Consider the following 24,117-nt stretch of genomic DNA (forward strand, 5'->3'; position numbering starts at 1 on the left):
AGGATCTCGCACGCGCCGATGGCGCGCGGATCCTGGTCCTGATGGACGGCGCGGCATTGGGAACCGGTTGCTTTTCCCGCATTGGGTCCGCAGGCTAGGCTTCCGGAGCTGGGGAGACACATGCAAGAGGATGAAGAGATCGATCTGCGCTGCCCGCAAGTGGTGGCCGACAATGCCGCCAAGGGGTTGAGGCTGCGCAAGCAGTTCGGCCGTGGCGGCACCGAGATCGGCGTCGCGCGGGCGACGGAACTCAAGAACCGCGAAAAGCTGGCGCCATCCACCATCCGCCGCATGGTCAGCTACTTCGCCCGCCACGAGGTCGACAAGCGCGGCAAGAACTACGGCAATGAAGACAATCCATCGGCCGGCCATATCGCCTGGCTGCTGTGGGGCGGCGACGAGGGCCGCGCGTGGGCGCTTGAGCTCAAAAAGAAGATCGGCAATGCGCCCGATATCTGAGGGCTGCCGTAAAACGACTGGCGGGCCCCAAACCCCCGCCTGGGACCCGCCAAGGAGTGGCTGAACACATGCCGGTGCAGCCGCCCCACATCTGCCAGTCGTCGATCCGCCATCGGTCGAAAGGCATGGATGGTGAGGTAGCATCCGGTTGCGGCGGCCAATGTGAAGCAGTTCACAATCCGGAGGTTTTCAACAGCGCTCGAGCAATTCCAGGAAAGGTGGGAACCGGTTTTCCCGGGAAAAGCGCGTAGCGTTTTCCCCAGGGAATTGCGGCAAGAAAAAAGCCCTTATCCTTCCCAGGCGACAGGCATCATTCCCAGCCGCTCGTAGAGCCGGAGCGCGGCGGCGTTCTCGACCGTGTTGGTCTTGAGGTCGACATGGGCCGCGCCTCGATCCCGAAAGGCGTTGAAAGCCTGCCACATCAGCGCTTCGCCAATGCCTTTGCCGCGCGCTTCGGGATGGACCGCGAGGTCCTTGACGAAGGCCCTCGTCCAGCACAGCGCTGCCGCCGCCAGCCGTCCCTTGGCGTCGATGACGAGGAAACACAGCGCCGGGTCGAATTCGGCATCGCTGGATATGCGCGGCCACCATTCGTCGAACGGGCCGTCAGCGCCGTCCTCGAACACCTCGGTCAAAAGCGCATGCAAGGGCTGCGCGTCACCATGTTCGAAGCAGCGCATGGTAAAGCCGGCGGGCCAGTGCGGTGCAACGAGCGTCTCGTCGAGGATCTTGCGCAGCCGGATGTCGTTTGGAGCCGGCGGGCGCGGTTCAGGCATCGCGCTCAGGCGTCGGGCTGCAGCCGGCGGCGCTTGCGGTCGACACCGAGGCCGGTGGCCTCGAGCAGGCCTTTGCGCTTGGCGTCGAAATAATAGCCGGTCTGGTAGAGCCAATCGGCCTTCTTGGCGTTGCCACCCGCCACCAGCCAGGCGCCACGCAGATATTTGACCGCGTATTTCAGATTGGTTTCGGCGTCGAACAAGCCCTTGGCCGGCCCGTCATAGCCCATTCCGCGCGCCGTCGCGTGCTTGATCTGCATCAGCCCCCAATGGCCGTTATTGTAAGCCTTGGGATTGTAGGTGCTTTCGCGGTTGACGACGTGGCGCACCAGATCGACCGGCACCTCGTAGAGAGCAGCGTATTTCTGGATCAGCCGGTCGACGTCGCCGCGCATGCCGGTCGCATGCTCTTCTTCCGGGAGACCGAGCGGCGCGGCGGGAAACTGGCCCAGGGAAGCCGGATTCTGCGGCACGACATAGGCTACCTGCTGCACGCCGGGCATGGCGTTCTGGCCGCCCTTGGCGGTCGCCGGCATGACAAGGCCGGCGGTCTTATATTGCGCCGCGACCGGCTGTCCGGCCTTGGCGGGCGCAGGCGCCTGCCAGGCATTGGCGGCCATCACCGCAGGCACGGCCGGGGCCGTGGGCGTCGCGCCGGCAAAGGCCGCCGTCGCGGCAACCGGCTGCGCAGCGGCATCGAGCGCTGGCGTGGCCGGCGTCGCTTCGGCCGCCTGGACGGGTGTTATGCCCGAGGATTGCGGCAGCACCGAAACCGTATCGGGCAGCGGCAAGGTGAAGCCGGCATCGCTGCCGGCGGCGGTCGCGGTTTCGGTCAGCGCAGGCGTAGCCTTCATCTGCGAGGTCGATTGGCAGCCGCTGAGGGCAGCTGCGCCGACGATCACAGAGATCGCGAAAAGGTTGAATTTTGCTGGCAAGCCGCGCGGGTCCGATTTGTCGGTTGTTAAGAAGTCCTTACACCAGCGATTCCTGGTGGGCAATCGGGACCATCTGGTGGTTTTCGGGTGGCGAGAGCCGGGCTCAGATGCCATATTGTTCTGCATATGTACCGGTCGATATCCCGGTTTTCGCCGCTTTGCGGAAAGGAGCGCATCATGGAAACGGCATCTTCGATCACAGCCGGCCACGCAGTGTTAGAAACAGTGATCGGCTTCATGGGCATCGCCTGGAGCGAAAAGGGCCTGATCCGGCTCTGCCTGCCCGAAAGGAGCCGCGAAGCAGTGGAGCGCCGGCTGATGCGGCATGCCGGTGTTGCCGCCAATACGACTGCGAACATTGGGCAGCCGCAATGGGTGGTCGAGCTGATCGCCTCGATCAAGGCGTATGCGTCAGGCGAGGACGTCGATTTCTCCGGTGTGCCGGTCGATCTCGACGGCGTCGACGACTTCCGTCTCGCCATCTACGACGCGGCGCGGAAACTGCATTACGGCGAAACCACCACCTATGGCGAACTGGCCAAGCGCGCCGGCCAAGCCGGCCTGCCGCGCGAAACCGGGGCAGCGCTGGGCGCCAACCCGGTGCCGCTGGTCATCCCCTGCCATCGGATACTAGCCGCGGGTGGCAAGATCGGCGGCTTCTCGGCGCCCGGCGGCTCGGCCACCAAGGAAAAGATGCTGGCCATGGAAGGCGTGCGCGTCGGCCCGCCGCCGGCGGCGCAGGTCTCGTTCGGGTTCTAAGAGCTTGAATGGTATGCCGGCTGGGTATGTTGAGATTCAGGTCAGGCCGCACCGAGAACTATGGTCTTCGAGAACCGGAGCGGAGCGTACTTAATGTACGTGGGCGCCGGAAGCGCAGAAGACCGGCCTCACTTGAATATCAATATGCCTAATGACGGCGCAGGAAGCGGCGGTGAAAATGGTCGTTCTCGATCCGCTTGCAGAGATAGACCGGGCAGGATTCGGTATCGGCGCTCGGCACATAGGCGCGCTTTCTGACCTCGCCGACATTGCAGAATTGCTGGCTCTGCACATAGCGGTCGAAGAGCGGCAGCCCCGGCACGCGCCTGGACTGATAGCGCAGGATGACCGCGCCCCGGCGGGCGATCGTGCCTTGCACCCTGTCGCAGCTCATACGAGTGGGGTCGTAGCGCGAGATCGCCTGCGCCTCGGCGGCCGCCAGCGTCAGGCAGGCGGCAAGCAGAATGGTTTTCACAACCGTTTTCATGACAGTCTCCCAAAACCGGACTAACGCCGTCGGGCGTCCCGATCTTCCCGATTGCTCGACGCTTTCATGCGATTGGGGCGGCCTTTGGGCGGCGCCACCGCAACGCCATTTTTCGAGCCATCTTGTTTTTGGTGCGAAACCCGCCTATATCAGCTCCATTGATATTTCGGCCGATCGATCCGGGCCTCGCGATCTTCGCGTTTGCTGACGTCTATCTCCAAAATCTCGATACAAACCGGCTGAACCTCGGTTCGGTCAAACCAAAGCAAATGCGAGGACTATTCATATGGCAACTGGTACGGTCAAGTGGTTCAATGCCACCAAGGGCTTCGGCTTCATTCAGCCTGATTCGGGCGGTGCGGACGTTTTCGTTCACATCTCCGCTGTCGAGCGCGCTGGACTGTCGACCCTGGTCGAAGGCCAGAAAATCAACTTCGAGATCGAGCAGGACCGCCGCACAGGCAAGTCGTCCGCTGGTTCTCTGAGCAAGGCAGCCTGATTTTGCGATAGCGCGCGCCGGACGAGAGTTCGGGGCGCGCGGCGAGTCACGGATGTACTGACGGTCGCGCGAGAAGCGCGCTGGAGCAGAAAGACCCGACAAGCTGGATCAGCAGATAGCTGCCGGCCCGGACTTAAAGCTCCGATCAGGCTACCGAAAATGGGAAGGCGGGATTTATCCCGCCTTTTTGTTTGTCTGGAATTGGACGATGGCCATGCTAGTTTCGCCCCATGACCAAGCTCGAACAGATTGAAAGATCCATCGCAGCCCTGAAGACCAAAGAACTAAAGGCCTTTACCAAATGGTTCGCAGCGTATCAGGCAGAGGTGTGGGATATGCAGATCGAGGCGGACGCCAAGGCTGGCCGGCTGGATAAGTTTGCCGAGCAGGCTTTGGCTGAACTTCACGCGGGCCGAGTTCGCCCTCTTTGAATGCGCGCTACGGCCGAAGGCCGCAAGCCCAACCGGGCATCGCGCCCGTTGGCGTCCGGTCCGGAACGAGCCGCGAAGCGGCGGCAAGCGCGAGCACAAATCAGCGCCGCAGATGCAGCGGCACCACCTTGTTGTCGGCGCCAAGCAGCGCCTCGATCGACAGCGGCTCCCGGTTGAAGATCGTGCCGGCCAGCGCCGGGCGGCCGAGATGGAACCCCTGTAGCAGGTCGACGCCGCCATCCAGCGCGACGCGCAGATGCACGGATTGCTCGATGCCTTCGACCAGCACCTTGGCGCCGCGATCGTGTAGCGACGAGACGAGCGGCCGGAAGAAGCGCTCGGCGGCAGCGTGGCGGCAGAATTCGGCGAACCAGCCGCCGTCGATCTTCACGATATCCGGCTGGAGCAGGTTCATCCGCTCCGCGGTCGAGTGGCCGGTGCCGAAATCGTCGATGGCGATGCGGATGCCGTGGCGCCGCATCTCGCGCGCCAGCGGGGCCAGCACATTATCGTCGGCCGCCTGTTCGGTGATCTCGCAGACCAGCATGGCGGCATGCAGGTCGAGATCGCCGAGATGCCGCGTCATCAGCCGGATCTCGGCCAGCGCCCGCCCGAGATGATCGTTGATCATCGGATTGTAATTGAAGAACAGGTCGAGCCCGTCGACGCCGATGTTGCGGAAGTTTTTCAGATGCAGCATCCGGCACATCGTCTCGACAAGCAGGCGGTCGCCCGGCGCGACGCTGTCGAAGAACATGGCCGGTGCAACCGGCATGGAAGCGCGCTGCGGTTCGATCAGCGCCTCGACGGCAACCGCGGCCAACGCGCCACCGCGTGGCGCAAAGATCGGCTGGTAGGCGCTCTTCAGCCGGAACGCGCCATAGACGCCATATTCGATGCCGACCTCGTCGGCAAAGATCGCTTCGCCGATATCGCGACGCCTCTCGCGCTGCCCGGTCATGGCCCGGTCCTGCGCCCGAACACCCTGCCCGGCCGCGCCGGAGGCGCTGCAGTCGGGCCGGCAGGCGTCTTGCCAGGCTCGGCCGCCGCGACAGACGGCTGCGTATCCTTGCCGAAAGCGCGAAAGCTGGTCGGCGCCAGTTCCGGCTTTGCCAGCACAAAGCCCTGCACCATCGATGCGCCGGATTTCTCGGCTAGTTCAAGCTGCCAGCCTTCCTCGATGCCTTCGAACACCGTGCGGATGCCCTGTAGTTCGAAGTTCGTCACCATGGCAGTCAGCAGGGCAAAGCCGGCGCCGGATTCCATGAGCTGCGTGATCCAGTGCGCATCGAATTTGACGATGTCGGGCTTGAGCTCCTTGATGCGGTTGATGTCGGATTCATCGGCGCCGTAATCGTCGACGGCAATGCGAAAGCCATTGGCCCGCAGCGCCTCGACAAAGCTGTAGAGCGTTTCCTGCGACGCCGACTTCTGCTCGGTCACCTCGCACACGATGCGGCGCGGATCGATCCCGGCTTCGTGCAGCACCAGCCGCATGTCGCGCAACGCGTTGTCGGCGATGGAGCGCTCGGTAAACACCGACGGATCGAAATTGACGAAGATCGAAGCCTCTTGCGGCAGGCAGGCGCCGGCATTGAGCAAATGCAGCGTGCGCGTCAGCGCCTCGATATGCAGGCGGTCGCCGGCCGGACAGGTGCGGAAGAAGTTCATCGGCGATTGCGGCTCGCCGTCACGAAACGGCCGGATCAGCCCCTCGAACGCTGCGATCGAGAGCTTGCCGTCCTTGAAGGCGAAGATCGGCTGAAAGGCGCTCTGCAGCGTGTAGGGACCCCAGACACCTGAAGCGGTGCCGTCATCGTGACGGATGATGTGGGCAAGCCCGGTGCTGCGCGACAAGGGTCCCTCGCTCCGCGAGACAGGCGAAATGGCTGGCGATCCTGCCGTCAAAGGTTTTAGCGGCCGTTGATGAATTTAGTCTTGCCGGGGATAGGCGTCGATTGCAGAGCCCGCAACGCAGAGTGAAACCGTCATGCACGCGCTCCAAAAAGCCGATCTCCACGGGTCCTTGACCCCTGGCTCATCCGACAATGCTTGCACTTGCCGGGTCGATGCGACATGAGAAGCGCCGCAGCTGTTTGCGGTTGCGCCGACCCCTCTGGAGATATCTGGTCATGGCCTTTCTTGCCGACGCCCTTGCCCGCGTAAAGCCTTCCGCCACCATCGCGGTGACGCAGAAAGCCCGCGAGCTGAAAAATGCCGGCCGCGACATTATCGGCCTCGGCGCCGGCGAACCGGATTTCGACACGCCCGACAACATCAAGAATGCGGCGATCGAGGCGATCCGCCGCGGCGAGACCAAATACCCGCCGGTTTCGGGCATCGCGCCGCTGCGCGAGGCGATCGCAAAAAAATTCAAGCGCGAGAACAATCTCGACTACAAGCCCGAGCAGACCATTGTCGGCACCGGCGGCAAGCAGATCCTGTTCAACGCCTTCATGGCGACGCTGAACCCAGGCGACGAGGTCATCATCCCCCGCCCCTATTGGGTCAGCTATCCCGAAATGGTGGCGATCTGCGGCGGCACCTCGGTGTTCGCCGACACCTCGATCGACAATGGTTTCAAGCTCACTCCCGCCGTGCTGGAAAAGGCGATGACGCCGAAGACCAAATGGCTGTTGATGAACTCGCCATCGAACCCGTCCGGCGCCGCATACACGGAAGCCGAGCTGCGCGCGCTGGCCGACGTGCTCTTGAAGCATCCGCATGTCTGGACACTGACCGACGACATGTACGAACACCTGACCTATGGCGACTTCGTCTTCAGGACGATCGCCGAGGTCGAGCCGAAACTCTACGAGCGCACGCTGACCATGAACGGCGTCTCGAAAGCCTACGCCATGACCGGCTGGCGCATCGGCTATGCCGCGGGTCCCGTCCAGCTGATCAAGGCGATGGACATGATCCAGGGCCAGCAGACCTCGGGCGCCTGCACCATCGCGCAATGGGCCTCGGTCGAGGCGCTCAACGGCCCGCAGGATTTCGTCGCCAGGAACAAGGCGATCTTTCAGGGCCGTCGCGACCTCGTCGTGTCGATGCTCAACCAGGCGCGCGGCATAACCTGCCCGTCGCCGGAAGGCGCCTTCTATGTCTACCCGTCCTGCGCCCAGCTGATTGGCAAGAAGACCAAGGCCGGCAAGATAATCGACACTGACGAGACTTTCTGCTCCGAATTGCTCGAAGGCGAGGGTGTCGCGGTGGTGTTCGGCTCGGCCTTCGGCCTCGGCCCCAACTTCCGCATCTCCTACGCCACGTCGGAGACGCTGCTGGAGGAAGCCTGCACGCGCATCCAGCGGTTCACGGCATCGCTGACCTGAACTGGCGGCACCGAGACATGAAACCCGGCTTCGAGCCGGGTTTTTGTCAGGAGCAGACCTCAGCCGCCATACTGCTCGCTGGTGACCGCTTCCATCCAATCTGCGTGGACGCCGTCCAGCGCTTCCTGCATGGCGACGTGGGTCATTGTCGTCTTTGGACCCGCGCCGTGCCAGTGCTTCTCGCCCGGCTCGAACGAGATCACGTCGCCCGCCTTGATCTCCTGGATCGGCCCGCCCCATGTCTGCGCAAGGCCGGCGCCCGACGTGACATAGAGCGTTTGGCCGAGCGGATGCGTGTGCCAGTGGGTACGCGCGCCAGGCTCGAAGCTGACCAGCGTGGCCCGCAGCCGCGCCGGCGCTTCCTTCTCGATGATGGGCGTCTGCAGCACGCGGCCGGTGAAATACTTCTCCGGTGCGATGATGGTCGGCACGCTGCCGCAGGCAATGATCTTCATCTCTGGTGACCCCTGAGTTCAGTAGAACCTACCCTGCCCCGGTGCTCGCTACCACCCCAGCCGGGGCCAGAACAGGCCGGCACGTACGCGATAGTCCGCGTAGGCTCCGGCCAGCGGCGTGCGCGAAAATTTCTTCTCTTCGTCCAGCGCCGCAAACACATAGAGGATAGCGATCCCGGCGACCGGCACCAACGCCCAGACCGACCAGGTCGCGATCCCCCAGCCGATCCAGAAGACGATGTAGGACGTATAGAAGGGGTGGCGGACATGGCCGTAGGGGCCGTGGGTCAGCAGGCTGTGCGGATCGTCGGGTGCGAAGACGAAGCGCAGCCGCACCTTGCGCGACGTGACGATCGCCCACCAGAACAGGGCAGAGCTCGCCAGTTCGACGGCAAGTCCGGTGAGCTTTGCCGAACCCGGCTGCGATTGGATCCAAAGGGTGGCGAGAAAGAACAGCGCCGTGGCGATGACCGCCGCCGAAATCACCATGGCGCCTGGAGACATCGCCTGCGATTGGAAATGCGCCCGCATCGACCAGACATATTGGCCAAGCATCGCGATGCTGCAGATCGAGACAAGAAGATCGAGGACTGGTTCCATTGTCGGGATTCCGCGCGTGATTGCCATGGAGCCAGCAATCGTGCCGGCTATCTCTTTAGAAATCCTTTCTTAACCACATGTTTAAAGAACATATAGAGCCAGCGATGCGATGTTGGCGGTCAGGCAAATCTCAAGGTCTAATCCAGCATGAGCATCACTCACCGCACCATCCGCACGCCGCAGGCCGACTTGCGCCTCAGCCAGTCGTCTGGGTCCGGCATGCCCATCGTCATGATCCATGGGTCGGGCAGTTCGCGCGCCGTGTTTGCCCGTCAGTTCGATAGCCCGCTTGCCGACGGCCATCGGCTGATCGCCTTCGACCTTCCCGGCCACGGCGAGTCCTCCGATGCCCGCGACCCGGCGACCGCCTATACGATTACCGGCCTTGCCCAGACCACAGCCCGGCTTCTCGACGCTTTGGGCATCGGCCACGCCATCATCTTCGGCTGGTCGCTCGGCGGCCATGTGGCGGTCGAACTGGCCAGCTTTCACCATGCGGTCAGCGGCCTGGTGCTGACCGGAGCGCCGCCGGTGTCGCGGGGGCCGCTTGGCATGCTGCGCGGCTTTCACGCCAACTGGGACATGCTGCTGGCCTCCAAGAAGGTCTACTCCGAACGCGACATCGAGCGCTTCGAGGCGCTTTGCTTCGGCGATACCGCCAGTCCGTCTTTCCGCGAAGCCATAAGGCGCACCGACGGCAGGCTTCGCGCCGGCGTGGCGCGCAGCATGTTTGCCGGCAAGGGCGCCGACCAGAAACAGGTGGTCGAGCACGCCCCGTTCCCGGTTGCGGTGATCAATGGAGAGCATGATCCGCTGGTGCGGCTGAGTTACTTCGAGACGGTGGCCTATGGCTTGCTGTGGGAACAATGCCATGTCATATCAGGCGCCGGCCATGCACCGTTCTGGGAACGCCCAGACCTGTTCAACCCGTTGCTGTCGCGCTACGCCGAGATGGTGGTGAAGCAGAGTGCAGCCGCCACGCCCACGCGCCGCACCCAGGCAAGCTGAAATCGCCGGACGGTTCTGATCCCGGGGTCTTGCCTCGGCCGCCTGACGGCGCACCGGATTCCTATTTTCCTTGCCCTGCCGGCTAACCCGTGGGACGATGGGCTTGGGCAGGTGGCTAAGAGAAACAACCCCGCCCCGCGACGGTCGAACAGGCCGGCCGCCGCTCACGACAGGGTGCGATCGGCGCAAAACCGTTTCCACTTTTGCTGATCGCACTCCAAGGGCCAAGCCTGAGTGGAGGTCAGCCATGGGTACTCGCGCCGGAGGACGACGCACGGGACCGAAATGCATTGCCATAGTCGGTCCCTTTGCAAGCGGTAAGACGACACTTCTCGAAGCCATCCTCGCCCGTACGGGCGCCATCCCCCGCCAAAATCCCGTTTCATCGGGAAGCACCGTTTCCGATCATTCGCCCGAGGCGCGGGCGCACGCCATGAGCGTCGAGGCGACCTTTGCCACCACCGAATTCATGGGCGAGCAGATCACCTTCGTCGACTGTCCCGGATCGATCGAATTCTCCTTCGAGGCCGAGCCGGTGCTGGCAGCCTGCGATCTCGCGGTGGTCGTCGCCGAGGCCGACGAGAAGAAGATCCCAGCCTTGCAGCTCATCATGCGCAAGCTCGACGATCTCGGCGTGCCGCGCATCCTGTTCCTCAACAAGGTCGACAAGGCAATCGCCGGCGTACGCGATACGCTGAAGATGCTGCAGCCGACGAGCGCGGCGCCGCTGTTGCTGCGCCAGATTCCGCTGCGCAAGGACAATGTGGTGATCGGTTCCATCGACCTGGCGCTAGAGCGCGCCTACATCTACCGCGAATATGCCGAAAGCCAGGTTGCCGAAATTCCAACTGACGACAAGGCGCGCGAACTGGAGGCTCGCTTCTCCATGCTGGAGACGCTTGCCGACCATGACGACCAGTTGATGGAGCAGTTGCTGGAGGAGATCGAGCCGCCGAAAGACGCGGTCTTCGACGATCTGTCCGCCGACCTGCGCGCCGGCGCCATAACGCCGGTGCTTATCGGCACCGCCGAAAAAGGCAACGGCGTGCTGCGCCTTTTGAAGGCGATCCGCCATGACGCACCGGATGTCGAGGCGACGCGCAAACGGCTCGGCGTCCCCGACGGCAATCACACCGTGGTCCAGGTGATGAAGACCATCCACACCGCGCATGGCGGCAAGCTGTCCGTGTCGCGCGTACTCTCCGGCCAGATCGCCGATGCAGCCGAACTCTATTTGTCGAATGGCGAGACGGCGAAGGTCTCCGGCATCTACAAGATGCTCGGCAAGGACCAGTCCAAGCTCACCGCTGCCAAGGCCGGCGACACGGTGGCGTTGGGCAAGCTGGACGAGGTCAAGACCGGCCAGACGTTGAGTTCCACGAAGGGCGGTATCAAGCCGCTGGTCACGCTTACGCCGCCGCAGCCGGTCTTTGCCTTTGCGCTACGGCCGAAGGAGCGCAAGGACGAGGTCAAAATGTCGGCGGCCATCCAGCGCCTGGCCGAGGAAGATCCCTCGCTCACCTTGCGCCACAACCAGGACTCGGCCGAGACCGTGCTGTCCGGCCATGGCGAGATGCATCTGCGGGTCGTGCGCGAGCGGCTGGAAGGCAAGAATCAGATTCCGGTCGAAGGCCATGCGCCTGCCGTCCCCTATCGCGAGACGATCCGAAAGACGGTGCAGCAGCGCGGCCGCCACAAGAAGCAGTCCGGCGGCCATGGCCAGTTCGGCGATGTGGTGATCGAGATCAAGCCGCTGCCGCGCGGCTCCGGCTTTCAGTTCTCGGACACCATCACCGGCGGCGTCGTGCCCAAGACCTACATCCAGTCGGTCGAAACCGGCGTGCGCGATTATCTGAAATCCGGCCCGCTCGGCTTCCCTGTCGTCGATGTCGCCGTCAACCTCTCCGACGGCTCCTACCACGCCGTCGATTCCTCCGACATGGCTTTCCAGATGGCGGCCAAGCTGGCCATGAAGGAAGGCATGGCGGCCTGCTCGCCGGTGCTGCTCGAGCCGGTCATGAAGGTCGAGATCGTCACGCCGTCCGAAGCCACTTCGAAGATCATCGCGCTGATCCCGCAACGGCGCGGCCAGATCCTTGGCTACGACGCGCGGCCTGACTGGCCGGGATGGGATGTCGTGGAGGCGACCATGCCGCAGGCCGAGATCGGCGACCTGATCATCGAACTGCGCTCGGCGACCTCCGGCGTCGCCAGCTATCGTTGCGCCTTCGATCACATGGCCGAGCTGACCGGTCGGTTGGCCGACGAGGCGATGAACGCCAACGGCAAGGCTGCCTGACAGGCCGAAGGATGATCCGCACAAAAAACGGCGCCCGGATGACCCGGACGCCGCTCTTATTGCGGACCGTCTTCTTGGGAGGAAAACGGCAGGTCCGCCGCACGTATCCGCCGCGCCATGCGGCACTGACAGACGAATAGGTTCGGACGCGGTAGCCGCCTGAGCCCGGATCTTCCGAGTGATGCCCCCATCTCCCGGTCGAACCACACCGCGTCCTATGATCTGCTTAAACGATGAATCGCGCCTGCGGCATGTTACCTGAGGTTACATGTCACTGTTACGCGGCGATTTTGCTCGATTTTTCGCTGGCTACGGCAGGCCCGGAAACAAAAAAGCCGGATCAATGAAGATCCGGCTGAGTTTGATTGGAAGTGCCTGTTAAGGCTAACCTCCAGAGGGGAACACTCGAGGGCGCTAATGGGAGGAGAACGCGCCCAGGAGATGATCTATATATGTGCTGTTCATGCCCAAGAAACAAGCATCTATTTTGCAACACACGCATGCAAAAAGGTACAGGCTGTGGTCTAACCCATGTCTAGGGGCCATAGGACCACGAAAAGTTGCCAAATGAATGGCGCGACCGTGCTGTTGCCTTCGCAGAACCGCAAGTCGGGCTGATTCTCGCGCTCGCGGGCAAAAAGCCGAATGACGTTGAATCGGGCAACAGGCGTTTATTTTTGCGGCAGCGGGATGGGAAGGGTCGGCCGGAAGAAGGGAGACCTGACATGCGGACACCTCAGGCGATCGCCGGCAGCGCGGTCTTCTTCATCGCCGCACCTTGTGTCGTTGCCGGGCTGGTGCCCTGGCTGCTCACGGACCGCTACCGTCTGCCGCTGTCGACGGTGCCCGGCTTCGTGCCGGCCGGCTCCATCCTGATTGTCGCGGCCATCGCCCTGCTCGTCCATTCCTTTGCCCGCTTCGCGCTCGAAGGCCTCGGCACGCCGGCGCCTGTCGCGCCCACCGAGAGACTGGTGATCGGCGGCGTGTACCGCCATGTCCGCAACCCGATGTATGTCGCAGTACTGTCGATCATCCTGGGCCAGGCGTTGCTGTTTTCAAGCTGGAGCGTCGCTGCCTATGCCGCCATCGGCGCGATCGTCATGGGCTCTTTCGTCAGGTTCTATGAGGAGCCGACTCTCGCCCGCCGCTACGGTGGCGAATACGAGACCTACCGCCGCAATGTTCCCGGCTGGCTGCCACGGCTGACGCCGTGGCGGGGGTGACCAGCACCTCCCAAGGCCATGTTTAAAATGACCAGCTGCGCGCTTTGGCGATGATGAAGTCGCGGAAGACGTGCAGCTTGGCCTGGTTCTTCATTGCATCGGGATAGGCGAAATAGGTGTCGAAGGACGGCACCTCGGTCTCCGGCAAAAGCTGCACCAAATCCGATTCCTTGGAGATCACGTAGTCGGGCAGCATGGCGATGCCGGCGCCGCCCTGCACGGCGCGCTTGATCGACAAGATGTCGTTGATCTGCAGCGTCGGCACCCTTTGCCCACCGTCGAAATCGCCGATCGTTTCCAGCCAGTTCAGCTCCGACAGATGCGACGGCACCGGCACGCCGAAAGTGACGATGCGATGGTTCTTCAGATCGGCGACCGAGGTCGGCTTTCCGTGCTTGCCGACATAGGACGGCGAGGCATAGAGGTGGAAATGCACGGTGAACAGGCGGCGCTGGATAAGGTCGGGCTGCTGCGGCTGGCGCAGCCGTATCGCGCAGTCGGCCTGGCGCATGGTGAGGTCGAGTTCCTCATTGGCCAGGATCAGCTGCAGGCTGATTTCGGGATAGAGCTCGATGAACTCCTGCACCCGTTCGGTCAGCCAACCGGCGCCAAGCCCGACTGTCGTCGTCACCCTGAGCACGCCTGAGGGACGGTCCTTTGCCTCGGTCAGCTTCGACTTGATGGTCTCGAGCTTCATCAGCACGTCATGCGCCGTGCGGAACAGCATTTCGCCCTGCTCGGTCAGCACCAGGCCGCGGGCATGGCGATTGAACAGCGGCACCCCGACATCATGTTCGAGCGCGCTGACCTGGCGTGAAATCGCCGATTGCGACAGGTGCAAAGTCTCGGCGGCATGGGTAAACGACCCAGCCTCCGCCGCTGCGTGAAACACGCGAAGCTTGTCCCAGTCCAACGCCATTGAGTTCCCCTCGTTCTGTTTTTGGCGTCTGAATGAAAAATCAGGCTTTTGAACGGCTTGCGACGCCGTCTTGATAGATTTTATTCCGCCGCTTCGCGGTGCACCTCGATGCCGGCCAGGTATTTTTCCGCCTCGAGCGCGGCCATGCAGCCGAGCCCGGCGGCGGTCACCGCCTGACGGTAGATATCGTCGGTCACGTCACCGGCGGCGAACACGCCGGGAACGTCCGTGCGGGTCGAATTCGGCGCCGTCCACAGATAGCCGTTCGGCTTCTGCTTCAGCTTGCCGACAAACAATTCCACCGCCGGCGCATGGCCGATCGCCACGAACACGCCGTCCACCTGGAGATGGCTGACCTCGCCGGTCACCGCATTTCTGAGCTTCAGCCCTTCGACCGAAGGCGGCAGCGGCGTCTTGCCGGGCCGGCCGGTGATCTCGTCGACGATCGTGTCCCAGATGACTCCGACATTGTCCTTTTTCAACAGCCGCTCACGCAGGATGCGCTCGGCGCGGAAATCGTTGCGCCGGTGGATGACGGTCACGCTCTTCGCCAGATTGGAGAGATAGAGCGCCTCCTCCACCGCCGAATTGCCGCCGCCGATGACAGCGACATCCTTGCCGCGATAGAAAAAACCATCGCAGGTGGCGCAGGCCGACACGCCGAAGCCCATGAAGGTCTGTTCGGTGGGGATGCCCAGCCATTTCGCCTGCGCGCCGGTGGCAATGATCAGCGCGTCGGCCGTGTAGGTGGTGCCGGAATCGCCCGTGGCGCGGAACGGCCGCACATTGAGGTCAACCTCGGTGATGATGTCGTTGATGATATCGGTGCCGACATGCTCGGCCTGCTTCAGCATCTGCTCCATCAGCCACGGGCCCTGGATCGGATCGGCGAAGCCCGGATAGTTTTCGACATCGGTGGTGATCATCAGCTGCCCGCCCTGCTGCAAGCCTGCTACGAGCATCGGCTTGAGCATGGCGCGCGCGGCGTAGACTGCGGCGGTATAGCCGGCCGGGCCGGAACCGATGATAAGGACAGGCGCGTGCTTGGTGGTCATCTAAAGCCTCTGCGGGGCAGACAATCGAGTGTGCCTTGGAAAACGACGTGAAATGTTGCTGGTAATGTAAGGGTTGCCAACCACGCCAGCAAGACGATCAGGCAGTCGTCCCCGGAAAGCTTCGGCCTACAGGCTTATTCGCGCAATGGCCGCTTTCGTTACGGTTGCGAAATCGCCCGACCAAAGGGCTGGCATCGACACGAAAGTCGTTTAAGGACGAGAGCGCGAAAGATTCTTGCGCTAAGCCGAGACCGCCATGCCCCTGAAAGCCGACCTCGACGCCATCGACTGGAAGATTCTGCGCGAGCTTCAGGCCGACGGGCGCATGACCAATGTCGAACTGTCGAGCCGCGTCGGCATTTCCGCCCCGCCCTGCCTGCGCCGTGTCCGGCGGCTGGAGGAAACCGGCATCATCAGAGGCTATCGCGCCTTGCTCAACGCGCCGGCGCTCGGCATGGATGTCGTCGCCTTCTGCCTGATCGGCCTGCATCACCAAGCCGACGCGGAGCTCAAAGCTTTCGCCGAGCGCACTCGCGGCTGGCCGATCGTGCGCGACGCCTGGATGGTCTCGGGCGAATCCGACTTCCTGCTGCATTGCGTGGCGAGCGATCTCGGCACGTTCCAGACCTTCGTCATCGAAGAACTGGCCTCGGCCCCCAATGTCGACACGGTGCGCACCGCGCTGACCATCCGCCGCGTCAAGGACGAAGGGCTGGTGGCGTTCAGCGCCTGATAAGCGAGATTAACTTCGAAAAAGCATGTGCGACGCCGACCAAGACATACCCCAACAGACACACTGCTACCTCTCCGACAACTGGCAAAAGAATGAAGCCGTCGCCAGGGCCGGGGCTCTCGCCAGGAGACATCTCCGGCAAAGCTAAAAAGCCTAGCAAAATAGGTGAGCAAGCAAGCCAGACGAATGTGATGACATGCGGCAACCATTTGAGACGGAAAATGTTTTTTGACGCGAGAAACGCCGCGCCGATCACAATTATGTTGACGACGAATATGAGCCAGAAAGCGAATTCTGGCGCCAAAATCGTAGGGTATTCCGGGTCAGATTGCGTGAACATGAGCGGCCAAGGTTGAATATGCCATCCGGTTTCAGCTACGGAATCGGGAGTACTTTGACCACCCTGCCAAGGGCAGGATCTGCTACCTGCGCTCCACCGTGAGAACAACAGGCAATCCCCAGGGCACATCTAGCGGTGCTTGAAGCAGTGAGACGTCGCCATCCGCGACCTGGGCTTCCCACTTGGCATAGTGTTTCAACCGGTAGTTCCCGGAGCGGACGCTGAGGCAGGCAACAGGCCCGCCATCGAGGTTTAGCGCCGTCTTGAGATCGAGGTCGGTCTGCAACAGGAAGTTTGCTAGCCGGTCCAGCGAGAAGAAAGCGTCCTTGGTCGAACCGACGATGATCCAGCCCTGACGATCTTCCGCGATAAAGGTGCGTTGGCCAACCAGTTGCTCTTGGCGCGTACATTGTTGCGGCCGTCCTCACCGACAAGCAATGGATAGGAAACCATAGCGTTTTCGGCATTCTCCGTGACTGCGCGCCAGTCGCGCGAGGTCAGATCGACCACATGCGTGCCCGAAGCATTCACGATCCACGCGCCGGCCCTGGCGTCATATTCATCCGGCCCGAGCCTGGCGCCCATGCTGATCAGCGGCGTGTCGGCCTCGCCCTTCAGCCCGAAATAACTGCCATTGACGATCAGAACGGTGCCGCCTGTGCCTTGTGGATTGAGTGCCGCTTCCCACTGGTCGATGTCCTTGGCACCACTGGGCTCGTTACGGGCAACGAAACGGAATTTGGCTGGATCGAAACGGTTGAGATAGAGCCGGTCAATTTCACGGTCGCCCGCCATGACGGGGATTTCTCTGACCTGGAATCCAGGCTCGGTTTCATTCCATGAGCTGGCTCCAGCGGTCACATCAGGAATTTCCGATTTCAACGCAAGCTGCATGGCAGGCGAGAGACGCGCATCGTCGGGTGCAACGGCGATCCAGTAGCTTCCGCCGCGGCGAAGAAGTGCATTGAGCCCGTACACGCCGTGTTTTTGCCAGACATACCCCACGGCTGAAAGCACAGCCAATATCAACAAGACAACGGCAACAGAGATTGCTTTCTTCAATGAATTCCCCTCGTTCTCGATGGAATGACATCTGCAAATTTCTTGCTTGAATGATGTCTGATCTCTGCAGTTTTTCCGCAAAAGAGCGTGGTGCTTTCCTGGGGAATAGCGTCAAAGCAAAGAAATGGATCGGCTCGCCGTTTCTGCGAAACGGTGAAACGCTCAAGCTAACCCATTGAGATTGCGTCGCAACAGATCCGGAAAGCTAAATCAGTCTCGATCCGAGCGACTCGACAGCCCTCAAAAGCCGTTCCAGATCATCGGGGTTGCGCAGCGGCAGAACCTCGAAGCCCGGCTCATTACTTCCCTCGCCATCCACCAGCCAGCCGCGCGGCAGGCCGGCACGTTGTCCGGCCTGCATATCCGCGGCCTTGTCGCCGACTATCAGCGAGCGCTTGAGATCGAGGCCGAGACGCTGCCGGGCCTGTAGCAGCATGCCCGGATTGGGCTTGCGCATTGGATGGTCGGCGACCGCCAGTGGCCCGCTGCCCGCCTCGTGGTAGGCGCAGGCCAGAACCATGTCGACGAAGGCATCGCCGGCGGCAAGCAGCTTGAGAACCCGGCCGTTGACCGCGGCAAATTCCTTCCAGCCGAAATAGCCGCGCGCGATGCCGGACTGGTTGGTGACGATGACCACCGGGATGTTGCCCCGGTTGGCCGCCGCGATGACCGGCACGATGCCGTCGCGCAGCACCATTTTGGCGGGATCGTCGGGATAACCCGTATCGACATTGATGGTGCCGTCGCGGTCGAAGAACAGCGCCGGCGTCCCAGCGAGAAAGGACTGCAAACCCACCCGCTCAACCCACAGGCCGGGCTCAGCCAGCGGGTATGGACCGTAGGCCCCGGTGTCAGCCATTCGACAGACGGTCTTCCACCACCTCGCAGAGATAGTGGTAGAGGCAGAGATGTCCCTGCTGGATGATCGGCGTCGAGGTCGAGGGCACGTTGAGCAGTATGTCGGTGAGCGGCTTGAGTTTGCCACCGCTGTCGCCGGTGAGGCTGACCACCGTCATGCCCATCATCCGAGCCTGTTCGGCGGCAGCCAGAATGCTCGGCGAATTGCCGCTGGTCGAGATGGCAAGCAGCACGCCGCCGGGCGCGCCATGCGCCTCGACCTGGCGCGAAAACACGGTGTCGAAGCCATAGTCATTGCCCCAGGCGGTCAGCATGCCCGCGTTGGCCGGCAGCGCAATCACATTGTAGGCCTTGCGCTCCTTAAGGAAGCGGCCGACCAGTTCGGTGGCAATGTGGATGGCGTCGCTGGCCGAGCCGCCATTGCCGCAGACCAGCAGCGCCTTGCCCGAGGAAAGCGCGGCGACGACCGCACTCACAGCACGTTCCATCTCGGCGGTCAGGTCACGCTCGACTGTCGCGGTGATCGCGGCCGCCGAGCGGACCAGATAGTCATTCAGTCCGGACATGAAATCCCTCAGTTGGTACCGCCGCCGGCGCGCAATTTGCCGATCGTGCCGGTGGTGCTCTTGCCGGCGACAAGGTCGACCAGGACGACGCGCCCGCCCGCCTTCTGCACCACATCGGCGCCGACAACGGTTTCGACCGTGTAGTCGGCGCCCTTGACCAGAATGTCGGGCAGAAGCGCCTCGATCAGCGCCAGCGGCGTATCCTCTTCGAACACCACGACCGCATCGACCGAGGCCAGGGCGGCGAGCACGCAGGCACGATCATGCTGATCGTTGACCGGGCGCCCGGCGCCTTTCAGCCGACGCACCGAGGCATCGCTGTTGAGGCCGAGCACCAGCCGGTCGCACTGGCTGCGCGCCGCGTGGAGAAGACTGACATGGCCGGCATGCAATATATCGAAGCAGCCATTGGTGAAGCCGACGCTCAGGCCCTCGTCCTTCCACGCCGCCACCATGCGCGCGGCCGATGCGGCGTCGAGGATGGCGTCCTTGTGAGCGGTGGGGCCGTGCGAGCGGAACAGCGCACCGGTGAGTTCCTCCACGGTCAGCCGCGCGGTGCCGCGTTTGCCCACCACCACACCGCCGGCGGCATTGGCGATGGAGGCGGCCATGACGCGATCGGCGCCCGCGGCCAGAGCCAGCGCGAAGCTCGCGATGACCGTATCGCCGGCGCCCGAAACGTCGAACACTTCGCGCGCCTGGGTGGCGATGTGGCGCGCCTCATCCGCGCCGACGACGCTCATGCCCTTTTCGCTGCGGGTGGCGACCACGAAGTCGAAGCCATGTGCCGAAATCAGCTGGCGTGCCGCCGCGACGATCTCGTCGTCGGCGAAAACCGGGCGACCGACAGCTTCGCCAAGCTCCTTGCGGTTAGGCGTGATGGCGGTCGCGCCGGCATAGCGCGCATAGTCGCGGCCCTTGGGATCGACCAGCACCGGTTTTCCCGCCTCGCGGCAGATGGCGATCAGGTCGGCGGCGACGCCGTCGAGCAAGATGCCCTTGCCATAGTCGGACAGAATGACGATGTCGGCGCGCGCCAGTGCGTCGCGGAAATGCCGGACCAGGTCCGCCCGTTCCTTGTCGTCGAGCGGCTTGATCTCTTCCTCATCGAAGCGCAGCACCTGCTGATTGAGCGCGCTGAAGCGGCTCTTCGACGACGTCATGCGACCGCGCTCCTGCGCCAGGCCCACCGTGTCGGCGCCGAACTCGCCAAGCATCCGCACCAGATTGTCGCCGGCCACATCGGTGCCGATCACCGATATGGGAATAGCGCTGGCACCCAGCGAGACGATGTTGGCGACAACGTTGCCTGCGCCGCCCATCGTCGAGGTCTCGCCGCGCCCGTGCAGCACCGGGATCGGCGCTTCCGGCGAGATGCGCTCGATGACGCCGTTGACGAAACGGTCGAGGATGAAGTCGCCGACCACCAGCACGGCAACGTCGCCAAAGCGGGCAATGGCGCGGTGCAAAGGTTCGGGCGAAGGCGGATTGTGCTTGATCATGTCACTGGCAATGCGAGGGAAAGGCCGACCTCAATCACCCTGAAAATTGTCAATTTACGGGCCGGATCGTTCATGGCGAAGCCGATATACCGCAAATCCGCGCAGCGCAACGTCAGGGCGGCCGTCAGCTCTTCTGCAACGCGACGTGGACGCCCAGTCCGACCAGCACCGCCCCGCCCGCCCTCTGCATGATGCGCTGCGCACGGCTGGAGCGCTTCAGCCGGGCGATCACCATGCCTGCCAGCAACACGCAGACAATATCTGCCGAAGAGAACATTAAATTGACGATGGTGCCCAGCACGACGAATTGCAGCCACACCGGGAAACCCGCCGAGGCATCGATGAACTGTGGCAGGAACGCCATGAAGAAGATCGCCGTCTTCGGATTGAGCACTTCGACGGTGATGCTCTCGAAAAATGCCCGGCGCGCCGATTTGCGCTCGATCGCCGGCAGCGCCGTGTCACCGTCCCCGCGCTTGCGGAACAAGGACACGCCAAGCCAGATCAGATAGAGCGCGCCGATGAGCTTGACCGCCATGTAGAGCGGCGGCACCGCATGGAAGAGCACCGACAGCCCGGCGGCAGCCGCAAAGACATGGAAATAACCGCCAAGATGGATGCCAAGTGCCGCCGTCAGCCCCGACCAGCGCCCGCGCGCCATGGTCTGCGCGGCGGCATAGAGCATCGCCGGTCCTGGAATATAGGCAAAGATCGCCGTGGTGGCGAAAAACGCAATGAGCAGTTCGGTCGACGGCATTTTTTGTCCCCTAGCTTGCGGGCCTCGAATAAAGCGGGCCGCTTCGCGGTCTCGCTGTGGCGTCGTGGTGCTTCATCGACAGTACGCTTGGCCTCCCTTATAAGGACCGGAATCGCAAGCAACCAGAGGCCTTCATGATCATCGTCACGGGCGGGGCCGGCATGATCGGCTCCAACATCGTCGCCGCACTCAATGCCGAAGGCCATGATGACATCCTCGTCGTCGACGACCTCACCGACGGCCACAAGATCGCCAACCTGGCCGATTTGCAGATAGCCGACTATCGCGACAAGGACGAATTCTTGGCCACCTTGGAAGCCGGCGACCTAGGCCGCGTCGAGGCCGTCTTCCACCAGGGCGCCTGCTCGACCACCACGGAATGGAACGGCAAGTTCATGATGGACGTGAACTACGCCTTCTCAAAGCGCTTGCTGCATGGCTGTCTTTCGCTGCGCATACCGTTCCTCTATGCCTCCTCGGCTTCCGTCTACGGCGGCGGTTCGGAGTTTCGCGAGGATCCCGCACTTGAGCGGCCGCTCAACGTCTACGCCTATTCGAAGAAACTATTCGACGACTATGTCAGGCGCACCGTGTTCGACACCGATCATTCGCAGGTCGCGGGCCTGCGCTACTTCAACGTCTATGGCCCGCGCGAGGCGCACAAGGGCGCCATGGCCTCGGTCGCCTTCCATCTGTTCAATCAGGTCGGGCGCGGCGAAAACCCAAAGCTGTTCGGCGCCCATGACGGCTTCGGCCCCGGCGAACAAAGCCGCGACTTCATTCACGTCGGCGATGTCGCCGACGTCAATCTGTGGCTGTGGAAGCGCGGCTCGAGCGGCATCTTCAACTGCGGCACCGGCCGCGCCCAGCCGTTCCGCGCCATTGCCGAGACCGTGATCGATACGCTGGGCCAGGGCGAGATCGAGTTCATCGAATTCCCCGATCACCTCAAGGGCAGCTACCAGAGTTTTACCCAGGCTGATATGTCCCGCTTGCGCGCAGCCGGCTATAATGGGCAATTCCGCAGCGTGGAAACCGGCGTCAGAGACTATGTCGAATGGCTGAAAGCCCAACGATCCTCGTGATCGGCCCACGCTGGGTGGGCGATATGGTCATGGCGCAGTGCCTGTTTTCAGCGCTGAAGGACGTCCATCCCAACGCCGCCATCGACGTGCTGGCCCCGGCCTGGGCGGCCCCGCTGGTCAAGCGCATGCCCGAGATTCGCCAGCAGATCGATTTCCCGCTGCAACCGGGCGCGCTCGAATTCACCATTCGCCGCCGCTTCGGCCGCCTGCTGCGCGGCCGCTACGACATGGCCTACGTCCTGCCGGGCAGCTGGAAATCGGCGCTGATCCCGTTCTTTGCCCGCATCCCCCGCCGCTTCGGCAATCTCCGGGAAATGCGCTACGGCCTGCTGACCGACATCGTGCCGCTGCCCGATGCCGTCAAACGGCGCACCGCGCAGGCCTATTTTGGCCTCGCCCAAGGCGGACATTTCCGGCCGCCGCGGCTCACCGTCGACGCCGGCAATCAGAAAGATCTGCTCGCTCGCTTCGCAGTGCAGCCGGGAAAATTCGTCGCCATGATGCCCGGCGCCGAATTCGGTCCGGCCAAACGCTGGCCTAGCGAAAGCTATGCCGGCCTCGCCGGAGAGATGATGGCGAAAGGATTCAAGGTCGCGTTGTTCGGCTCGAAGAACGATCGCGACGTCACCGCCGAGATCGCAGCACTCGCGCCCGGTGTCGTCGATCTGGCAGGAAAGACACGGCTGGAGGACGCCATCGACCTGATCGCCGCGGCCAGGCTGGCGGTGTCCAACGACAGCGGGCTGATGCATGTCGCGGCCGCCGTCGGCACGCCGGTCGTTGCCGTCTACGGTTCGACCTCGCCGGAAAACACGCCGCCGTTGGCTGAACAGCGCGAACTGATCTGGTTGCATCTGTCCTGTTCGCCCTGCCACCGGAAGGTCTGTCCGCTCGGCCACCTCAACTGCCTGAAGACGCTGGACGTTGCCCGAGTGGCAGCGGCGGCGGACAGGTTGCTGGAACTCCCGGCCGCCGCATGAAGGTGTTGATCGTCAAGACCTCCTCGATGGGCGACGTCATCCACACCTTCCCCGCCGTCGAAGATGCACGCCGCAAGCGCCCCGATATCGCCTTCGACTGGTGCGTCGAAGAGGCCTTTGCCGGCATCGTCGCGCTGCATCCGGCGATAGCAAAGATCCATACCGTCGCCATCCGGCGCTGGCGCAAGCATCTGTTCAACGCCGGCACATGGCGGGAGGCGACAAGCTTGCGCCGCGCTCTGCAAGCAGGCGAGTACGACCTCGTCATCGATGCGCAGGGGCTGCTGAAATCGGCCCTGGTTGCGAAACAGGCAGCGGCACCAATCGCAGGTTTCGACCGCGCAAGCGCGCGGGAGCCCTCGGCAACGTTGTTTTACCAGCGCAAATACGCCGTGCCGCGCAACCTGCACGCCATCGAACGCACGCGCCGGCTGTTCGGGCTGGCGCTCGGCTACGAGCCCGATCTTTCGGCGCTCGCATCCGGGATTGTGCCGCCTCCCGGCGGCCTGGCCGGCATTGACGGCAAGACGGCCTTCCTGCTGCACGGCACCAGCCGCGAGGACAAGAAATGGCCCGCCGAAGACTGGATCGAAACGGCTCGCCTGCTGGTTGGTAGCGGAATGACGCCGGTCACCACCTGGTCGAACGAGCGTGAGAAGGCGGTGGCCAAGGCGATCTCGAAAGCCGTGCCGTCAACGATCGTGGTGCCGAGATCGCCGCTGGCAGACATTGCCGCGATCCTTGGCCGCTCGACGCTGGTTATCGGCGCCGACACCGGTCTGACCCACCTCGCCAGCGCCTTCGGCCTGCCGACGGTCGCGGTGTTCCTGGCGACCGAGCCGGGTTTGACCGGCCCGCGCGGGCAATATGCCTCAACGTTGCTGGCCGCAGCGGGGGAGCGCCTCATGCCGGCACAGGTGGTGCCGGAAGCAGAAAAGCTATTAGCCCTTAAGCTCCAAGCTTCGGCATAGGACCTTCCAGCAATTCTGAGGTG

General features: G+C 63.0%; 28 protein-coding genes. 12 read left to right on the top strand and 16 right to left on the bottom strand.

Annotated elements, in window-relative coordinates:
* The first annotated feature begins 120 nt into the window (after positions 1–120).
* A complete protein-coding gene (locus tag NKI96_RS09565) occupies positions 121–459 on the top strand; it encodes a hypothetical protein (RefSeq protein WP_023683772.1) in 339 nt (112 codons plus the stop codon).
* 287 nt (positions 460–746) lie between these two features.
* Here NKI96_RS09565 and NKI96_RS09570 read toward each other — a convergent pair whose 3' ends face one another.
* On the bottom strand, positions 747–1,235 hold the full coding sequence (locus NKI96_RS09570; RefSeq protein WP_352803908.1) for a GNAT family N-acetyltransferase: 489 nt from the start codon (positions 1,233–1,235) through the stop codon (positions 747–749).
* A gap of 5 nt (positions 1,236–1,240) precedes the next feature.
* A complete protein-coding gene (locus NKI96_RS09575; RefSeq protein ID WP_352803910.1) occupies positions 1,241–2,170 on the bottom strand; it encodes a transglycosylase SLT domain-containing protein in 930 nt (309 codons plus the stop codon).
* A 177-nt stretch (positions 2,171–2,347) separates the two neighbouring features.
* On the opposite strand from NKI96_RS09575, the gene NKI96_RS09580 reads away from it, so the two are divergent.
* The gene (locus NKI96_RS09580; protein WP_023671959.1) at positions 2,348–2,929 is read left to right on the top strand and encodes a methylated-DNA--[protein]-cysteine S-methyltransferase; all 582 of its coding nucleotides are present in this window, start codon (positions 2,348–2,350) and stop codon (positions 2,927–2,929) included.
* A gap of 148 nt (positions 2,930–3,077) precedes the next feature.
* On the opposite strand, the gene NKI96_RS09585 is transcribed toward NKI96_RS09580, so the two are convergent.
* Complete coding sequence (locus tag NKI96_RS09585; RefSeq protein ID WP_352804283.1) at positions 3,078–3,404, bottom strand: hypothetical protein; 327 nt, start codon at positions 3,402–3,404, stop codon at positions 3,078–3,080.
* 298 nt (positions 3,405–3,702) lie between these two features.
* Here NKI96_RS09585 and NKI96_RS09590 point away from each other — a divergent pair, with 298 nt between their 5' ends.
* Positions 3,703–3,915, top strand: a complete 213-nt coding sequence (locus tag NKI96_RS09590; RefSeq protein WP_015316174.1) for a cold-shock protein — start codon at positions 3,703–3,705, stop codon at positions 3,913–3,915.
* A gap of 230 nt (positions 3,916–4,145) precedes the next feature.
* Positions 4,146–4,346 (top strand): hypothetical protein, encoded by a 201-nt coding sequence (locus NKI96_RS09595; protein ID WP_023713920.1) that lies wholly within the window; start codon positions 4,146–4,148, stop codon positions 4,344–4,346.
* 100 nt (positions 4,347–4,446) lie between these two features.
* Here the strand turns inward: NKI96_RS09595 and NKI96_RS09600 are convergent, their stop codons facing one another.
* Positions 4,447–5,307: an EAL domain-containing protein gene (locus NKI96_RS09600; RefSeq protein WP_352803914.1), complete on the bottom strand. Its 861-nt coding sequence runs from the start codon at positions 5,305–5,307 to the stop codon at positions 4,447–4,449.
* On the bottom strand, positions 5,304–6,203 hold the full coding sequence (locus NKI96_RS09605) for an EAL domain-containing protein (RefSeq protein WP_023683766.1): 900 nt from the start codon (positions 6,201–6,203) through the stop codon (positions 5,304–5,306). The genes NKI96_RS09600 and NKI96_RS09605 overlap by 4 nt, the downstream gene beginning before the upstream one ends.
* A gap of 275 nt (positions 6,204–6,478) precedes the next feature.
* On the opposite strand from NKI96_RS09605, the gene NKI96_RS09610 reads away from it, so the two are divergent.
* The gene (locus NKI96_RS09610; protein ID WP_352803917.1) at positions 6,479–7,681 is read left to right on the top strand and encodes a pyridoxal phosphate-dependent aminotransferase; all 1,203 of its coding nucleotides are present in this window, start codon (positions 6,479–6,481) and stop codon (positions 7,679–7,681) included.
* 59 nt (positions 7,682–7,740) lie between these two features.
* On the opposite strand, the gene NKI96_RS09615 is transcribed toward NKI96_RS09610, so the two are convergent.
* The gene (locus NKI96_RS09615) at positions 7,741–8,136 is read right to left on the bottom strand and encodes a (R)-mandelonitrile lyase (RefSeq protein ID WP_023683764.1); all 396 of its coding nucleotides are present in this window, start codon (positions 8,134–8,136) and stop codon (positions 7,741–7,743) included.
* Positions 8,137–8,184: 48 nt separating this feature from the next.
* Positions 8,185–8,736: a methyltransferase family protein gene (locus tag NKI96_RS09620; RefSeq protein ID WP_023683763.1), complete on the bottom strand. Its 552-nt coding sequence runs from the start codon at positions 8,734–8,736 to the stop codon at positions 8,185–8,187.
* A 147-nt stretch (positions 8,737–8,883) separates the two neighbouring features.
* Between NKI96_RS09620 and NKI96_RS09625 the strand changes: the two genes are divergently transcribed.
* From NKI96_RS09625 to NKI96_RS09635, 3 genes are all read left to right on the top strand, one after another.
* Positions 8,884–9,744, top strand: a complete 861-nt coding sequence (locus NKI96_RS09625) for an alpha/beta fold hydrolase (RefSeq protein WP_023671967.1) — start codon at positions 8,884–8,886, stop codon at positions 9,742–9,744.
* 247 nt (positions 9,745–9,991) lie between these two features.
* On the top strand, positions 9,992–12,043 hold the full coding sequence (locus NKI96_RS09630; protein ID WP_023683761.1) for an elongation factor G: 2,052 nt from the start codon (positions 9,992–9,994) through the stop codon (positions 12,041–12,043).
* Between the two features lie 725 nt (positions 12,044–12,768).
* Entirely contained in the window at positions 12,769–13,266 is a 498-nt protein-coding gene (locus NKI96_RS09635; RefSeq protein ID WP_023689721.1) for a methyltransferase family protein, read from the top strand.
* A gap of 22 nt (positions 13,267–13,288) precedes the next feature.
* Here the strand turns inward: NKI96_RS09635 and NKI96_RS09640 are convergent, their stop codons facing one another.
* Together NKI96_RS09640 and trxB are read right to left on the bottom strand one after the other, a co-directional pair.
* Positions 13,289–14,185, bottom strand: coding sequence for a LysR family transcriptional regulator (locus tag NKI96_RS09640; protein WP_023671970.1), 897 nt, complete (start codon positions 14,183–14,185; stop codon positions 13,289–13,291).
* An 80-nt stretch (positions 14,186–14,265) separates the two neighbouring features.
* Positions 14,266–15,240, bottom strand: coding sequence for a thioredoxin-disulfide reductase (gene trxB / locus NKI96_RS09645; protein ID WP_352803920.1), 975 nt, complete (start codon positions 15,238–15,240; stop codon positions 14,266–14,268).
* Positions 15,241–15,496: 256 nt separating this feature from the next.
* On the opposite strand from trxB, the gene NKI96_RS09650 reads away from it, so the two are divergent.
* The gene (locus tag NKI96_RS09650; RefSeq protein ID WP_023689719.1) at positions 15,497–15,973 is read left to right on the top strand and encodes an Lrp/AsnC family transcriptional regulator; all 477 of its coding nucleotides are present in this window, start codon (positions 15,497–15,499) and stop codon (positions 15,971–15,973) included.
* On the opposite strand, the gene NKI96_RS09655 is transcribed toward NKI96_RS09650, so the two are convergent.
* The 7 genes from NKI96_RS09655 to NKI96_RS09685 form a co-directional block, all read right to left on the bottom strand.
* Complete coding sequence (locus tag NKI96_RS09655) at positions 15,963–16,313, bottom strand: hypothetical protein (RefSeq protein WP_352655132.1); 351 nt, start codon at positions 16,311–16,313, stop codon at positions 15,963–15,965. The two genes, NKI96_RS09650 and NKI96_RS09655, sit on opposite strands and share 11 nt — an antisense overlap.
* An 82-nt stretch (positions 16,314–16,395) precedes the next feature.
* The gene (locus NKI96_RS09660; RefSeq protein ID WP_352804286.1) at positions 16,396–16,704 is read right to left on the bottom strand and encodes a phosphodiester glycosidase family protein; all 309 of its coding nucleotides are present in this window, start codon (positions 16,702–16,704) and stop codon (positions 16,396–16,398) included.
* Entirely contained in the window at positions 16,611–17,375 is a 765-nt protein-coding gene (locus tag NKI96_RS09665; RefSeq protein ID WP_352803923.1) for a hypothetical protein, read from the bottom strand. The genes NKI96_RS09660 and NKI96_RS09665 overlap by 94 nt, the downstream gene beginning before the upstream one ends.
* Before the next feature lie 205 nt (positions 17,376–17,580).
* Positions 17,581–18,234 carry a D-glycero-alpha-D-manno-heptose-1,7-bisphosphate 7-phosphatase gene (locus NKI96_RS09670; RefSeq protein WP_352803926.1) on the bottom strand — a complete coding sequence of 218 codons (654 nt, stop codon included), beginning with the start codon at positions 18,232–18,234 and terminating at the stop codon, positions 17,581–17,583.
* Positions 18,227–18,799, bottom strand: a complete 573-nt coding sequence (locus NKI96_RS09675) for a D-sedoheptulose-7-phosphate isomerase (protein WP_023671975.1) — start codon at positions 18,797–18,799, stop codon at positions 18,227–18,229. The genes NKI96_RS09670 and NKI96_RS09675 overlap by 8 nt, the downstream gene beginning before the upstream one ends.
* A gap of 8 nt (positions 18,800–18,807) precedes the next feature.
* Positions 18,808–20,301: a D-glycero-beta-D-manno-heptose-7-phosphate kinase gene (rfaE1, locus tag NKI96_RS09680; RefSeq protein WP_023817626.1), complete on the bottom strand. Its 1,494-nt coding sequence runs from the start codon at positions 20,299–20,301 to the stop codon at positions 18,808–18,810.
* 124 nt (positions 20,302–20,425) lie between these two features.
* On the bottom strand, positions 20,426–21,058 hold the full coding sequence (locus tag NKI96_RS09685) for a LysE family translocator (protein ID WP_023671977.1): 633 nt from the start codon (positions 21,056–21,058) through the stop codon (positions 20,426–20,428).
* 134 nt (positions 21,059–21,192) lie between these two features.
* Between NKI96_RS09685 and rfaD the strand changes: the two genes are divergently transcribed.
* The 3 genes from rfaD to waaC are packed head-to-tail and all read left to right on the top strand — an operon-like array spanning position 21,193 to position 24,094.
* Positions 21,193–22,143 carry an ADP-glyceromanno-heptose 6-epimerase gene (rfaD, locus tag NKI96_RS09690; protein WP_023748181.1) on the top strand — a complete coding sequence of 317 codons (951 nt, stop codon included), beginning with the start codon at positions 21,193–21,195 and terminating at the stop codon, positions 22,141–22,143.
* Positions 22,116–23,123 (top strand): lipopolysaccharide heptosyltransferase II, encoded by a 1,008-nt coding sequence (gene waaF / locus NKI96_RS09695; protein WP_023695762.1) that lies wholly within the window; start codon positions 22,116–22,118, stop codon positions 23,121–23,123. Before rfaD ends, waaF begins: the two co-directional genes overlap by 28 nt.
* Positions 23,120–24,094, top strand: a complete 975-nt coding sequence (gene waaC / locus NKI96_RS09700) for a lipopolysaccharide heptosyltransferase I (protein ID WP_023683754.1) — start codon at positions 23,120–23,122, stop codon at positions 24,092–24,094. Before waaF ends, waaC begins: the two co-directional genes overlap by 4 nt.
* Positions 24,095–24,117 lie beyond the last annotated feature (23 nt).

The sequence above is a fragment of the Mesorhizobium sp. M0292 genome (genome assembly GCF_040321695.1).
In the GTDB taxonomy this organism is placed as follows: Bacteria; Pseudomonadota; Alphaproteobacteria; order Rhizobiales; family Rhizobiaceae; genus Mesorhizobium.